The sequence below is a fragment of the Streptomyces sp. 4F14 genome (genome assembly GCF_048159485.1).
Lineage (GTDB): Bacteria > Actinomycetota > Actinomycetes > Streptomycetales > Streptomycetaceae > Streptomyces.
Genome location: NZ_JBLRVY010000026.1, coordinates 152,878 through 167,059, shown reverse-complemented (window position 1 = coordinate 167,059; position 14,182 = coordinate 152,878). Strand labels below are relative to the sequence as shown.

Sequence of the window (14,182 nt, the reverse complement as noted above, 5' to 3'; positions counted from 1 at the left end):
CGGATCTAGCCCTGTCCACGCACCGTCTGGAGTTCACGCGCCGGGCGGTGCTTGGCCGTTGAGGCGGCAGGCAGCCGGACGAAGGCGTCCAGGCCGCCCAGGGGAGCCGTCCGCAGCAGGGCCTCGCCGCCGCTCGCGTGGGCCAGGCGCTGGACGAGGGCGAGGCCGAGGCCGGTGCCGCCCTTGGGGGCGTCGGGGGCCCGCCAGAAGCGGTCGAAGGCGCGGCGGCGCTGCTCCTCGGTCATGCCGGGGCCCTCGTCCATGACGTGCACCTCCACGAACGGCTGGCCGAACTGCCGGGCGGTGAACCGGCGTTCGTGCTGCGCGATGCGGCGGACGTCGATGAAGACGGTGGTGCCGGCGGGCGAGACGCGCAGCGCGTTGGAGAGGAAGTTGTCGAGGATCTGCTCGACGGCGCCGGGCACCGCGATCACCTCCCCGGCCGGGGCCCCCGCGAGCGCCAGCCGGACCCCGTGCCGTTCGTACAACGGCCGCCAGGCGTGGTGCCGTTCGGCGCGTACGGCGTCGAGGTCGACGCGTTCGCGTTCGGCGGCCTTCTCGTCGAGCCGGGCCATCGCGAGCAGTCCCTCGACCATGCGCGCGAGCCGGTCGGTCTCCGTCATCGCCGCGCCGAGGCTGCCGCGCGCCTGGAGCGCGATGTGGGTCTCCAGGTTCTCAAGTCGCAGGCGCAGCGCGGCCAACGGGGTCTTCAGCTGGTGGGACGCCTCGCCCGCGAAGGCCCGCTGGGAGGAGAGGAGGTGTTCCAGCCGGGCGGCGGTGTGGTTGAACGTGGCGGCCAGGCTGCGGACTTCGGGCGGACCGTCGTCGATCGCGACCGGGGCGGCGGCGCCTCCGGTCGCCAACTCGCGGGTGGCGCGCTCCAGTTCACGGATGGGCCGGCCCGTCCAGCTCGCGATGGCGAACCCGACGACGGCGACGGCCGCGAGCACCGCGACCCCGCCCGCGAGGAGCAACAGCCATACGTGGTGCACGCGTTCGTGCACCATCTCGGTCGGCACGGTGATCCGGACCGCGCCCTGGGACTCGGTGCCGTGCCGGACCGGGGCGGACGCGGCGAGGTACTGGACGCCGCCGATGGTGGAGGTCCGTACGTCGGCCGTCGCCGCGCCCTGGAGGGCGGCCGCGATGCCCGGCCAGGCGGCGAGGTTGCGTGCCTCCTCGGCGGTGAGGGGGTGGGAGGAGGCGAGGAGGGCCCCGTTCGCGTCGACTATCAGCACCTTGCCGCCGATCCGCTGCGCGCAGTGCGCCGCGCGGGCGGGCAGGTCCTGGGCGCCGCTGCCCATCAGGAGGGACAGCGAGGCGTACGCGGAGACCGACTCGGCCTCGTCCTTCGCGAGGTTGACGACCCGCTCGCGCTCGGCGCCCGAGTACACGTACCCCAGGGGGATTTCGAGGCAGAGCAGGACCAGGGCGGCGAGCGTCAGATAGCTGAGCAGGAGGCGGCGGGTCACCGCGCCGCCGTCCAGTCGTAGGCCGGGGTGGGGGCCGGGTCCGGGGCCTGCGGCTGGGTCTGCACGGCCAGCCGGAAGCCGACGCCGCGCAGCGTCTGGATCCACGCCGGGTTCCCCAGCTTCCGGCGCAGGGTGGCGACATGGACGTCCAGGGTCTTGGTCGGGCCCTGGTAGTGGGGGTCCCAGACGCGGTCCAGGATCTGCTGACGCGAGTACACCGCGCCCGGATCCTCGGTGAGCAGGGCGAGGAGGTCGAACTCCTTGGGGGTGAGGACGACGGGCTCCTCGCCGACCCAGACCTGCCGGGTCCGCCGGTCGACGACCAACGGGCCGGTGGCTGCCGGGGGTTGGGAAGGCGGCACGGCCTGGGAGTACACGGGGTCGGGGGTCGAGGGGTACACGTTGGCCGGCACGACGGGCTGGGCCGCGTACGTGGGGTAGGCGTCCGAGGTCACGAACTCCCCTCCTCCGCTGACCCGTTGGGACCTGCGCGTCACCGCTCTGACCCGTGCCACCAACTCCCGCATGCTGAACGGCTTCGCGAGGTAGTCGTCGGCCCCCAGTTCCAGCCCCAGGACGCGGTCGGCCTCTTCGCCGCGCGCGCTGAGGATGATGATCGGGACCTCGGAGACTCCGCGGATGCCCCGGCAGACGTCGATGCCGTCGATGTCCGGCAGACCGAGGTCGAGGAGGACGACGTCGCCGTAGGGGCCCCGCAGCCCCTCGGCGCCGGTGCTGACGTGCTGCACCGTCAGTCCGAAGTGGCCGAGACCCTCGACGAGCGGTTCGGCGATCGTGTGATCGTCCTCGATGAGCAGGACTCGTACGCCACCCATGCGTTTCCGTCTCTTCCATTCGTTGGATTCGACACGGTACAAGAGGCGCGCGAAATCGTCGCCTGGTTCCCCGGAATTGTGAGGATCGACTCAGTGGCTCATTCCAGCACGTCAAGAAATGTCCGACCGCTGTCGGCGATTTAGTGTTCCGCTAACCTTCCGCTGACCCACACTCCCCTAACGTTCTGAAGCACACACCTCTGACCTGCGGATCTTCTCCGCAGTACGCGTTCATCGGGAGGAATCGTGCAGGCTTTGCTGGACCGCGCGCGGTCGTTCAAGCGGTGGGTCGACTTCGAAAGCGGCGAATATCGGAAACTGGCCGAAGGGCAAAGTCCGGAGGTTTTGTTCATCACCTGTTCGGACTCGCGGGTGATACCGGCGCTCATCACCGGCGCGCGGCCCGGCGAGATATTCGAGCTGCGCAACGCGGGAAATATCGTTCCACCGCACGACGGCCGGGGCCCCTCCGGTGAGGCCGCCACCATCGAGTACGCGTTGGAGGTGCTCGGCGTTCAGGACGTCGTCGTGTGCGGCCACTCGCACTGCGGGGCGATGGGCGCGATCACCTCCGGGGACGACCTGTCGACGCTGCCCGGCGTCGCGGCCTGGCTGAGCCTCGCCCGGCCGGGGCTCGCGCCGGCGCTGGAGTCCGTGCCGCAGGAGCCGTCACTGCCGGACGTCACTCAGCTGAACGTCGTCAACCAGCTTGCAGAGCTGGGGAGTTACCCGATCGCACGGCGGCGGGTCGAAGAGGGGCGGCTGCGGCTGCACGGCTGGTACTACGAGGTCCACACCGGCCAGGTGCACGAGCTGGACACCGACGGGTCGTTCCGGGTGCACGCGGCATGAGCGGGACGCACGCGGCGAAGGTCGGTCGGGGGCGAAGCCGGCGGCAGGACACGGGAGTCGGAGCGACATACTCGGGCACTCCCTACGGCGCTCCCCCGGCCTCTCCCTACGGCGCTCCCCCGCCCCCGCCACCAGCCCCTCCCTCGGCCACGCCCCCGGCCTCTTCCCCGGCCGGCCGGAAACCGAAAACACCCAGGGCCGACCTCGGCACGGAGATCACCGCCTCCCTCGTCGTCTTCCTCGTCGCGCTCCCTCTGTGCATCGGCGTGGCCGTGGCCTCGGGCGTACCGGCCGAGCTGGGGATCATCTCCGGTGTCATCGGGGGTCTGGTCGTCGGGGTCGCCCGGGGTTCGACGCTCCAAGTCAGCGGCCCCGCCGCCGGGTTGGCGGCACTGGTCGCGGAAACCGTGCTGGAGCACGGAGTCGCCATGCTCGGCGTCATCGTCCTGTTCTCCGGCTTGCTCCAAATCATCCTGGGACTGGTCCGGTTGGGCCGGTTCTTCCAGGCCATCTCACTGGCCGTCGTACAGGGGATGCTCGCCGGGATCGGGCTGCCGCTGATGTTCAGCCAGGCGTACCCGATGATGGACGCGAAGGCGCCGGGCACGCCGATCGAGAACATGGCCGGGATCCCGGGGCTGCTCGCGGACACGTTCGCGAACCCGCAGGCGCTGATCGCGGCCGGGCTCGGGGTCGTCACCGTCGTCCTCAGCTTCCTGTGGAAGAAGCTGCCGGGGCCGGTGAAGAAGGTGCCTGCGGCGCTGGTCGCCGTGGGGATCGGGATCGGGGTCGCGGCGCTGCCCGGCGTGGAGGTGAGGACGCTCCAGGTCGGCAACCTGCTGGCGTCGGTCAGCGTCCCCGGTCCCGAGCAGTTCGCGGGGCTCGCGGACGCCGGGATCATCACGGCGATCCTGACGTTCACGGTCATCGCGTCCGCCGAGTCGCTGTTCACGGCCGCCGCGGTGGACCGCATGCACGACGGTGAACGCACCCGCTACAACCCCGAGTTGATCGCACAGGGCGCGGGGAACACGGTCGCCGGTCTGCTGGGCGCGCTGCCCATCACCGCTGTCGTGGCCCGGAGTTCGGCGAACGTGCAGGCCGGGGCGAAGACGCGGCTGTCGAGGACCCTGCACGGGGCCTGGCTCCTCGCGTTCGCGCTGCTGCTGCCGCAGGTGCTCGCGCTGATCCCGATCTCCGTCCTCGCGGGCGTCCTCGTGCACAGCGGGTGGAAGCTGTTCGCGCCGGAGGAGTTCCCGAAGATGTGGCGGCAGGACCGGGGCGAGTTCGCGGTCATGACCGTCACCACACTGGTCATCGTCGCAACCGCCCTGCTGGAAGGGGTGGTTGTCGGCCTCGCCGCCGGGATCGTGCTGCTCGCGGTGCGGATGTCGCGGACCGTCATCCGGCGGCACGAGGAGGAGGACACCGCGAAGGTCGTCATGGCCGGCAACGCGACGTTCCTGCGGCTGCCCGAGGTGATCGAGGCGCTGGAGGGGGCGGCGGAGTCGGGCAAGCCGCGGATCCGGCTCGACCTGACGGGGGTGACGCACCTCGACCACGCGTGCCGCAGCCAGGTCGAGGAGTTCGTGGCCCAGCAGCGGGGCAAGGGGCTGCGGGTGGAACTGCTGATGCCGAACGAGCGGCGCGAGCCGGCGCAGACGCCGGAGCAGCCGGTCATGGAGACCCCGCTGCCGGGCAGGAACCGGCCCGCCCCCACGCCGATGCCGTCCACCCCGTCGCCCACGGCCGAGTGGTTCTACCTCGACACGACACCGGTACCTGAGGGGTACGCCGAGCAAGGGTACGGGTACCACGACGGCTCACCCCAGGAGTCGTACGGGTATTACGGGTCGTACGGGTATTACGCCAACCGATGACCCCGCCCCGCAGCCCGTCCCCCCCCTACCCCTCACCCCAGCCCCTCGTACCTCACCCCCGTCATCCGCTCCGACACCTCCCACAGCCACTGAGCGAGCCGCTCGTCCCTGGTGCGGGGTGCCCGCCAGGACGGTGCCGGTGCCCCCCGCCACATCGCGAAGGACGGGCCCGTGAAGGAGTCGGGGCGGACGGCGTCGGCGGTGGCCGCGTACAGGATGGGGAGCGCGCCCGTCTCGGCGGACTGGGCGAAGGAGCGGTCGCCGAGTTCCATGAGGAGCCGGCTGCCGCGCCCGCCGACCCCCGCCGCGAGCCCGGTCGAGGCGTACCCGGGGTGCGCGGCGGCGGCCACGACCTCGGACCCGGCGTCGGCGAGGCGCCGGGCGAGGCCGTGGGTGAAGAGCAGGTTGGCGGTCTTGGAGCGGGCGTACGCGGTCCAACGGTGGTAGCTGCGCAGGCCGTTGGGGTCGCGGAGGTCCACGTTCGCCATGGCGTGCATCATGCTGGAGACGGTCACGACACGGGCGCCGGGGCCCGCTTCGAGGAGCCGGGGCAGCAGGAGCCCGGTGAGCGCGAAGTGCCCGAGGTGGTTGACGCCGAACTGGGTCTCGAAGCCGTCCACGGTGGTGCCGTACGGGACGGCCATCACGCCCGCGTTGTTGACGAGCAGGTCGAGACGGTCGTACGGAAAGCGGTCCGCGAAGCGGTGTACGGAGCGCAGGTCGCCGAGGTCGAGGGTCCTGACCTCGGCGTTCGCGTCGTTCACCTCGCCCCGGAGCCGTTCGGCGGCCGCTTTCCCCCGTGTCTCGCTCCGGCAGGCCAGCACGACGCAGGCCCCTCTGCGCGCCAGTTCCCGCGCGGCGATGTACCCGAGGCCGCTGTTGGCCCCGGTGACCACCGCCACACGGCCCCCCTGATCCGGAATCTCCCCCGCACTCCAGCCGCCCATGGCCCGCCGCTCCCTCCTCAAGTGGTGATCTCCCCACACTAGGAGGGTCACTGTCGGGGTGGCGTATGTACGCAGCACGGACATGGTGGAAACCGCGTGCGGAAGGTCGCACAAGCACGGAGAGCGGCGCCCCCGCACAGGGCGCCGCCCTCTCCTGTGTACCGGAGCCGCCGCCGATCGGTGAGGGTCGGGGACCGACGGCGACTCCGGGGCCGGGAGCCGGTCAGCGGTGGTCGCTGCCCTCCGACTGGGTCGCGGCGCGGCCGGCTTCGAGGCGGGCGACGGGGATGCGGAACGGGGAGCAGGAGACGTAGTCGAGGCCGACCTCGTGGAAGAAGTGGACGGACTCGGGGTCGCCGCCGTGCTCGCCGCAGACGCCGAGCTTGAGGTCGGGGCGGGTACGCCGGCCCGCCTCGGCGGCGGCCTTCACCAGCGAGCCGACGCCGTCGCGGTCGATGGTCTCGAAGGGGGAGACCCCGAAGATGCCCTTCTCCAAGTAGGCGGTGAAGAAGGAGGCTTCGACGTCGTCGCGGCTGAACCCCCAGACGGTCTGGGTGAGATCGTTGGTGCCGAAGCTGAAGAACTCGGCGGCCTCGGCGATCTGATCGGCCGTCAGGGCGGCGCGGGGCAGTTCGATCATCGTGCCGATGGACAGCTTGAGGTCGGTGCCGGTGGCGGCCTCGACCTCGGCGATGACCTGGTCGGCCTCCTCGCGGACGATCTCCAGCTCCTGGACGGTGCCGACGAGCGGGATCATGATCTCGGCGCGCGGGTCGCCCTTGGCGGCCTTGCGGCCGGCCGCAGCCTCGGCAATTGCGCGGACCTGCATGGTGAACAGGCCGGGGATGACGAGCCCGAGACGTACGCCGCGCAGCCCGAGCATGGGGTTCTGCTCGTGCAGGCGGTGGACGGCCTGGAGGAGGCGCAGTTCGTTCTCGTGCGGGTCCTTGCGGGACTCGGCGAGCGCGACGCGCACCGACAACTCGGTGATGTCGGGCAGGAATTCGTGCAGCGGCGGGTCCAACAGCCGGACGGTGACGGGGAGTCCGTCCATCGCCTCGAACAACTCCACGAAGTCCTGCTTCTGGAGCGGGAGCAGCTCCTTCAGCGACTCCTCGCGCTCGGCGTCGGTGTCGGCGAGGATGAGCCGCTCGACCAGCTCGCGGCGGTCGCCGAGGAACATGTGCTCGGTGCGGCACAGGCCGATGCCCTGGGCGCCGAACCGCCGTGCGCGCAGGGCGTCTTCGGCGTTGTCGGCGTTGGCGCGCACCCGCAGCCGGCGCTTGCGGTCGGCGAACGCCATGATGCGGTGGACGGCCTCGACGAGTTCGTCGGCGTCGTCGGCGCCCGCGTGCATGCGCCCCTCGAAGTACTCGACGACCGGCGACGGCACGACGGGCACCTCCCCGAGGTAGACCTTGCCGGTGGACCCGTCGATGGAGACGATGTCGCCCTCCTCCACGACATGCCCGCCCGGTACGGTCATCCGGCGCCGTTTGGTGTCGACCTCCAGCTCCTCGGCGCCGCAGACACAGGTCTTGCCCATGCCGCGCGCGACGACGGCCGCGTGCGAGGTCTTGCCGCCCCGGCTGGTGAGGATGCCCTCGGCGGCGATCATGCCGTCGAGGTCGTCGGGGTTGGTCTCGCGCCGGACGAGGATGACCTTCTCGCCCGAACGCGACCACTTGACGGCCGTGTACGAGTCGAAGACGGCCTTGCCGACGGCGGCGCCCGGCGAGGCGGCGATGCCCCGGCCGACCTGGTCGGCCTTGGCGTGCTCGTCGAAGCGGGGGAACATCAGCTGCGCCAGCTGGGCGCCGGTGACGCGCTGGAGGGCCTCGGTCTCGTCGATGAGGCCCTGGTCGACGAGCTGGGTCGCGATGCGGAACGCGGCACCCGCCGTCCGCTTGCCGACCCGGGTCTGGAGCATCCACAACTGGCCGCGCTCGATGGTGAACTCGATGTCGCAGAGGTCCTTGTAGTGGTTCTCCAGCGTCTCCATGATCGCCATGAGGCGGTCGTAGGACGCCTTGTCGATCGTCTCCAGCTCCGCGAGAGGGACGGTGTTACGGATACCGGCGACGACGTCCTCGCCCTGCGCGTTCTGGAGGTAGTCCCCGTAGACCCCCTGGTGCCCGGAGGCGGGGTCGCGGGTGAAGGCGACGCCGGTGCCCGAGTCGGGGCCGAGGTTGCCGAAGACCATGGAGCAGACGTTGACGGCGGTGCCGAGGTCGCCGGGGATGCGCTCCTGGCGGCGGTAGAGCTTGGCGCGGTCGGTGTTCCAGGACTCGAAGACCGCCTTGATGGCGAGGTCCATCTGTTCGCGCGGGTCCTGGGGGAAGTCCCGGCCGGTCTCCTTCTTCACGATCTTCTTGAAGGTGGTGACCAGCTTCTTGAGGTCGGCGGCCTCCAGTTCGGTGTCGACCGTGACCTTCTTGGTGTGCTTGGCCTTCTCCAGCGCCTCTTCGAAGAGGTCGCCGTCGACGTCGAGGACCGTCCTGCCGAACATCTGGATGAGGCGGCGGTACGAGTCCCAGGCGAACCGGTCGTCCCCGGCCTGGGCGGCGAGGCCCTGCACCGACTTGTCGGATAGGCCGATGTTGAGGACGGTGTCCATCATCCCCGGCATGGAGAACTTGGCGCCCGAACGGACCGACACCAGAAGGGGGTTGTCGGCCTGGCCGAGCTTCTTGCCCATCCGGGTCTCCAGCGCGTCGAGGTGCGCACTCACCTCGTCACGCAGTGCCGCGGGTTCCGCGCCGCTCTCCAGGTAGACCTTGCACGCATCGGTCGTGATGGTGAACCCGGGGGGTACGGGGAGCCCCAGGTTGGTCATCTCGGCGAGATTGGCGCCCTTGCCACCGAGGAGGTCCTTGAGGTCCTTGTTTCCTTCGGTGAAGTCATAAACGAACTTCGGGGCCTGCGAGGTTTTGTTCTCCGACACAGTTCTCGACTCCTCAAGGACGCGGCGGCTGCCCTGACGACGAGGAACATACCCAGATCAAAGGCTTCTCGGGAGGTCCAGGAGCGCGTCACATGCCTGTAACCCGCCGTGAACCACGGGATCGAAAGCAGCCCATGCGTTCACTTCTTGAAGGCAACCCCCCATTCCCACTCCACTCTAGCGCTCATATGAGCGAGATTCCACACGTCTGATTTTGATCGATGAACGATCAAGGGGTGACACTGAGTGCCACCCCTTGAGGAAGTGCAACTACCCTTGATCCGCTCATGTGAGCATCCCACCTATCAAAGGTGGCGAGAATCACTCCCGAGAGGTACCCGTCTAATACCCGAGAGCCATCAGCCGCTCCTCCACCCGCTCCGGCGCATACAGGTGCTCCACGACCAGCGCCCCCGCCCCGATCAGCCCGGCCCGCTCCCCCAGCCGCGAGGTCACGACCTCCAGATGAGCGGTGGAGCGCGGCAGGGCCCGCTGGTAGAGCAGCTCCCGCACCCCGGTCAGGAACGGCGTGCCCGCGAGATCCCCGGCGATCATCAGGACGCCCGGGTTGAGGAGGGTGACGACGGTCGCGAGGACGTCGCCGACCTGCCGCCCGGCCTCCCGCGCGAGCGCCGCCGCCTCCGGATGCCCCGAGGACAGCAGGTCCCGTACGTCGGCTCCCGAGGCCGCCGGGACCCCGCTCTCGGCGAGTCTGCGGGCCACGGCGCCACCGCTCGCGACGGCCGCGAGACAGCCGTACGACCCGCAGCGGCACAGTGCGTCGGCGCCCACCCGGATATGGCCGATGTCGCCCGCGCCGCCGTCGATCCCCCGGAAGATCGAGCCGCCGACGACGACGCCGGCGCCGATCCCGGTGGACACCTTGACCAGCACGAACGCCGAGCAGTCGGGATGCGCGGCGCGCTGTTCGCCGTACGCCATGAGGTTGGCGTCGTTGTCGACGAGGACCGGGAGGGGCGGGGCGCCGGTGCGGTCGGTGAAGGCGCGGGCGAGGCGGCCTCTTATGTCGTACCCGTCCCACCCGGGCATGATCGGAGGCTGGACGACGCGGCCGGATTCCATGTCGACGGGGCCGGGGACCGCGAGGCCGATGCCGCACACCTCGTCCGGCCGGTGGCCCGCCTTCTCCAGCAACTCCGCGAACCAGGCGGCGAGTTCGCCGAGAACCTGCTCCGGTCCTTCCTCGATGACCAGGGTCCCGGAGTGCTCGGCGAGGATCTCCCCCGTGAGGGTGAGGACGGCCGCGCGGGCGTGCCGGGTCTCCAGGTCGGCCGTGAGGACCACGGCGTGCGCGTCGTCGAACTCAAGAGTGATCGACGGCCTACCCCCCAGGGGTGAGTCGACCGGCCCCCCGGCGCCCTCGCGCAGCCACCCCGCCCGGAACAGCCGGTCGAGCCGCTGGCCGACGGTGGCCCGGGAGAGCCCCGTCATCTGCTGGAGCGCGCCACGCGTCGTCGCCCGCCCGCTGCGTACGAGCCCGAGCAGCTCTCCGGCGCTCGCCTGACCACGAACCTGACCCCGTGCGGACGTCCGACCGGTCATGCGCACCCCCTTGTGTTTCCCAAGCCTGCATTACATATTGAGTTTTGCGTGTTAAATAGACGTAACCCTACGGTAGCCACTACCGAACCGGCCGGACAGGCATGTCGTCTTCGGGGAGCCCCGAGTGGATCGCACCGCCCAGCTCATCGCCCGCACAGCGGGGCACACCACTGCATACGATCCCGGGGGTACGGGATCGCCGCACTCCAGGGCGGTACGGGTACTACAGGAGAACTGGACCGGGACCTCGACCGTCCCCTCCCGCAGCCTGTACCCGCACCAGTGGTCGTGGGACTCGGCGTTCATCGCGATCGGCCTGAGGCACGTCTCGCCGGTGCGCGCACAGACCGAGTTGGAGACGCTCCTCGCGGCCCAGTGGGGGGACGGTCGCGTTCCGCACATCGTCTTCAACCCCTCCGTCCCGCTCGACGCGTACTTCCCGAGCCCCGACTTCTGGCGCTCCTCGGTCGCCGGGCGCGCGGCGGGCGCCCCGCGCACGGTACAGACCTCCGGCATCGTGCAGCCACCGGTCCACGCGCTCGCCGCCTGGCTGGTGCACTGCGCCGACCCCGGCCTGTCGCGGGCGCGCGGCTTCCTGTCCCGGGTCTACCCACGGCTCGCCGCCTGGCACCGCTATCTGCTGCACCGCCGCGACCTCGGGGGCGGCGGACTGGTCTCCGTCGTCCACCCCTGGGAGCAGGGCATGGACAACTCCCCTTGCTGGGACGCCCCGTTGGCGCGGATCACGCCCGCGCCCGCCCGGTCCTTCCGGCGCGCGGACCTCGACCACGGCGCCGCCGAGGACCGGCCCACCGACCTCGACTACGGCCGGTACGTCCGCCTGGCGACCGACTACCGGGACCGCGGATACGCCGACGGGGCACGGGAGTTCGCCGTCGAGGACCCCGCGTTCAACGCGCTGCTCGCCGCCTCCGAGCACGCACTCGCCCGGATCGCCCACGAGTTGGGGGCCACCGCCACCGCACGGCACGCCCGCGCCGAGCGCCTCACGACCGCGCTGCTGGAGCGGCTGTGGGACCCGGCCGAGGGGATGTTCTTCTGCCGGGACGTCGTCGGCGGCGGTCTGATCCGCGAGCGCGGCGTCTCCGGCCTCGTCCCGCTGCTGCTGCCCGACCTGCCCCGCGACGTCGCGCGGGCGGTCGTACGGACGCTGTACGGACGGCACTTCGGGCTCGGGAGCGCGACACGGCTCGTCCCCTCCTACGACCTGCTGGGCGAGGCGTTCGACCCGCACCGGTACTGGCGCGGGCCCGCCTGGTTCAACACGAGCTGGCTGCTGGAGCGGGGCCTTCGGCAGCACGGCGAGAGCGCGCGGGCCGACGCACTGCGCACCGACTTCCTGCGGGCGGCGGACACTTCGGGATTCGCGGAGTACGTCGACCCGCACACCGGCGAGGCGTGCGGGGCCACCGGCTTCGGCTGGACCGCCGCGCTCGCGCTGGATCTGCTGCACGACACGGAACTTGACGACATGTCAGCCTACGGCATCCCGGACGGCGGCATCTCGGACGGCGACATCTCAGACGGTGATATCTCAGACATAGGCATCGCGGGGACCAAGGGAGGGGACCGGGGATGACGGACCGGCATCATCTGCTCGTGTACGGCGGGACGTTCGCCGCCGTCGGCGACCGTGGGGACATCAGCGGCGTAGGCTCCGGCACCTCCCTGGAGGGCCTCTTCGTGCGCGACGCGCGGCACTTGAGCCGCTGGCAGCTCACCGTCGACGGGGCCGTCCCGGAGGCGCTGACGCCGGTCGTCGCCGGGGACACCACGAGCTGCGTGCTCGTCCCGCGCGGCGGGCGCAACGAGCCGCCGTCCTGCACGCTCTTCCGTGAACAGGCCGTCGGGGACGGCTCGTTCGTCGAAACGCTGCGGGTCGTCAGCAACCGGCCGGTGCCGACGACCGTACGGCTCGCGGTCACCGCCGACGCCGACTTCACCGACCAGTTCGAACTCCGCTCCGACCACCGCACCTACGCCAAGTCCGGCATCGTCCGCGGCCGCCAGGTCCTCGACGACGGGGTCGAGTTCACCTACCGGCGCGGGGAGTGGCGGTCCTGTACGACAGTGACGGCCGACCCCGCGCCCGACGGGGTCGAGGAGACCGGGACCGGGGCCCGACGGCTCGTGTGGGCACTGGAGTTGGAGCCGCACGGCTCGGCCGAGGTGACCCTGCGGGTGATGGCGCGGCCGCACGGCGAGAAGCGGGCGCTGCGGGTGCCGCGTTCGCCCGCCGCGCTCAGTGAGCAACTCCTCGCGGTCGAAGGGGAGTTCGTGGAAGGGGTCGCGTTTCCCACCGGGTGGCCGGAGTTGGCGGCCGCCTGTGCCCGGGGGCTCGCCGACCTCGCCTCCCTCCAGGTGCCCGCCGTCGGGCCCGACGGGGAGGAGCTGCGGGTGCCGGCCGCCGGGGCGCCCTGGTTCCTCGCGCTCCTCGGACGCGACGCGCTGCTGACGTCCCTGTTCGCCCTGCCCTACCGGCCCCAGCTCGCGAGTTCCACGCTGCTGGCGCTCGCCGCGAGCCAGGCCACCGAGACCGGACCGCACGCCGTCTCGCAGCCCGGGAAGATCGTGCACGAGGTGCGGCACGGAGAGCTGGCGCACTTCCAGCAGGTGCCGTACGGGCGGTACTACGGGTCCGTCGACGCGACGCCCCTCTTCCTCGTCCTCCTCGGGGCGTACGTCGAGCAGACCGGGGACTCGGCGCTCGCCCGGCGCCTGGAGGGCAACGCGCGCGCCGCCGTCGACTGGATGCTCGACCACGGCGGGCTGTCCTCCCGGGGGTACCTCGTCTACCGCTCCGATCAGGGCGGGCTGTCCAACCAGAACTGGAAGGACTCCCCCGGTGCGATCTGCTCCGCCGACGGGACCCGGGTGCGGGGGACCGTGATGGCCGCGGGGGCTCAGGGGTACGCGTATGACGCCCTTCGGCGTACCGCCTGGGTATCACGTACTTCTTGGGGAGACGAGACCTACTCCGCCCTCCTCGAACAGGCCGCCGCCGATCTCCGGGACCGGTTCCAGCGGGACTTCTGGATGCGGGACGCCTGCTTCCCCGCGCTCGCCCTCGACGGGGAGGGGCGGCACGTCGACGCCATCGCCTCCGACGCCGGGCATCTGCTCTGGTCCGGGCTGCTCGACAAGGAGTACGGGGAGGTCGTGGGGCGGCGGTTGCTCGAACCCGACTTCTTCTCGGGGTGGGGGGTGCGGACGCTGGCCTCGGGGCAGGCCGCGTATCACCCTCTCTCGTATCACCGGGGGTCCGTGTGGCCCCACGACAACGCGCTGATCACGCTCGGGCTGGCGCGGTACGGGCTCCATGACGAGGCTCGGGCCGTCGCGCATGCGCTGGTCGACGCGGCGACCGCCACGGGGCATCGGCTGCCGGAGGTACTCGCGGGGTACGGGAGGGATACCCAGGGGGTACCTGTGCCTTATCCGCATGCGTGCGTTCGCGAATCACGGTCCGCTGCGGCGCCGTTGGCTTTGTTGACTGCGGTGGGGGGAGCGTAGGGCGCGGTAGGGGGTGCCTCGGAAGGCGGTTCGGCGGCTGCGGGCCGTATGTGGCTTGTCGCGCAGTTCCCCGCGCCCCTGAAAGTGCACGCCCGTTCACGGAGTCAAGGGCGATTGAGTTGCCCCTTGGGCCGTCGTTTGCCCTGTGTTTGCC

At 71.1% G+C, this 14,182-nt stretch carries 9 protein-coding genes; 4 read left to right on the top strand and 5 right to left on the bottom strand.

The window, feature by feature from the left end; all coding sequences use genetic code 11:
- Positions 1-5: 5 nt before the first annotated feature.
- Positions 6-1,472, bottom strand: coding sequence for a sensor histidine kinase (locus tag ACLZOT_RS36160; protein WP_416973385.1), 1,467 nt, complete (start codon positions 1,470-1,472; stop codon positions 6-8).
- A complete protein-coding gene (locus tag ACLZOT_RS36155; RefSeq protein ID WP_416973384.1) occupies positions 1,469-2,308 on the bottom strand; it encodes a response regulator transcription factor in 840 nt (279 codons plus the stop codon). Before ACLZOT_RS36155 ends, ACLZOT_RS36160 begins: the two co-directional genes overlap by 4 nt.
- Before the next feature lie 246 nt (positions 2,309-2,554).
- Between ACLZOT_RS36155 and ACLZOT_RS36150 the strand changes: the two genes are divergently transcribed.
- Positions 2,555-3,160: a carbonic anhydrase gene (locus ACLZOT_RS36150; RefSeq protein ID WP_416973383.1), complete on the top strand. Its 606-nt coding sequence runs from the start codon at positions 2,555-2,557 to the stop codon at positions 3,158-3,160.
- A complete protein-coding gene (locus ACLZOT_RS36145; protein WP_416973382.1) occupies positions 3,157-5,040 on the top strand; it encodes a SulP family inorganic anion transporter in 1,884 nt (627 codons plus the stop codon). Before ACLZOT_RS36150 ends, ACLZOT_RS36145 begins: the two co-directional genes overlap by 4 nt.
- A gap of 32 nt (positions 5,041-5,072) precedes the next feature.
- Here the strand turns inward: ACLZOT_RS36145 and ACLZOT_RS36140 are convergent, their stop codons facing one another.
- The 3 genes from ACLZOT_RS36140 to ACLZOT_RS36130 all read right to left on the bottom strand — a co-directional run bounded on the left by ACLZOT_RS36140 (position 5,073) and on the right by ACLZOT_RS36130 (position 10,494).
- Complete coding sequence (locus tag ACLZOT_RS36140) at positions 5,073-5,987, bottom strand: oxidoreductase (protein ID WP_416973381.1); 915 nt, start codon at positions 5,985-5,987, stop codon at positions 5,073-5,075.
- A 223-nt stretch (positions 5,988-6,210) separates the two neighbouring features.
- On the bottom strand, positions 6,211-8,931 hold the full coding sequence (gene ppdK, locus ACLZOT_RS36135; RefSeq protein ID WP_416973380.1) for a pyruvate, phosphate dikinase: 2,721 nt from the start codon (positions 8,929-8,931) through the stop codon (positions 6,211-6,213).
- A 342-nt stretch (positions 8,932-9,273) separates the two neighbouring features.
- Positions 9,274-10,494, bottom strand: a complete 1,221-nt coding sequence (locus ACLZOT_RS36130) for an ROK family protein (protein ID WP_416973379.1) — start codon at positions 10,492-10,494, stop codon at positions 9,274-9,276.
- A 124-nt stretch (positions 10,495-10,618) separates the two neighbouring features.
- Here ACLZOT_RS36130 and ACLZOT_RS36125 point away from each other — a divergent pair, with 124 nt between their 5' ends.
- Together ACLZOT_RS36125 and ACLZOT_RS36120 are read left to right on the top strand one after the other, a co-directional pair.
- Complete coding sequence (locus ACLZOT_RS36125) at positions 10,619-12,094, top strand: MGH1-like glycoside hydrolase domain-containing protein (protein WP_416973378.1); 1,476 nt, start codon at positions 10,619-10,621, stop codon at positions 12,092-12,094.
- Positions 12,091-14,028: a glycogen debranching N-terminal domain-containing protein gene (locus ACLZOT_RS36120; RefSeq protein ID WP_416973377.1), complete on the top strand. Its 1,938-nt coding sequence runs from the start codon at positions 12,091-12,093 to the stop codon at positions 14,026-14,028. The genes ACLZOT_RS36125 and ACLZOT_RS36120 overlap by 4 nt, the downstream gene beginning before the upstream one ends.
- The last annotated feature ends 154 nt before the right edge of the window (positions 14,029-14,182 follow it).

Excerpts from the sequence above, each read along its gene's own strand:
- ACLZOT_RS36130 (WP_416973379.1), bottom strand. The coding sequence starts at position 10,494 with ATGACCGGTCGGACGTCCGCACGGGGTCAGGTTCGTGGTCAGGCGAGC.
- ACLZOT_RS36155 (WP_416973384.1), bottom strand. The coding sequence starts at position 2,308 with ATGGGTGGCGTACGAGTCCTGCTCATCGAGGACGATCACACGATCGCC.
- ACLZOT_RS36145 (WP_416973382.1), top strand. The coding sequence starts at position 3,157 with ATGAGCGGGACGCACGCGGCGAAGGTCGGTCGGGGGCGAAGCCGGCGG.
- ACLZOT_RS36140 (WP_416973381.1), bottom strand. The coding sequence starts at position 5,987 with ATGGGCGGCTGGAGTGCGGGGGAGATTCCGGATCAGGGGGGCCGTGTG.
- ACLZOT_RS36120 (WP_416973377.1), top strand. The coding sequence starts at position 12,091 with ATGACGGACCGGCATCATCTGCTCGTGTACGGCGGGACGTTCGCCGCC.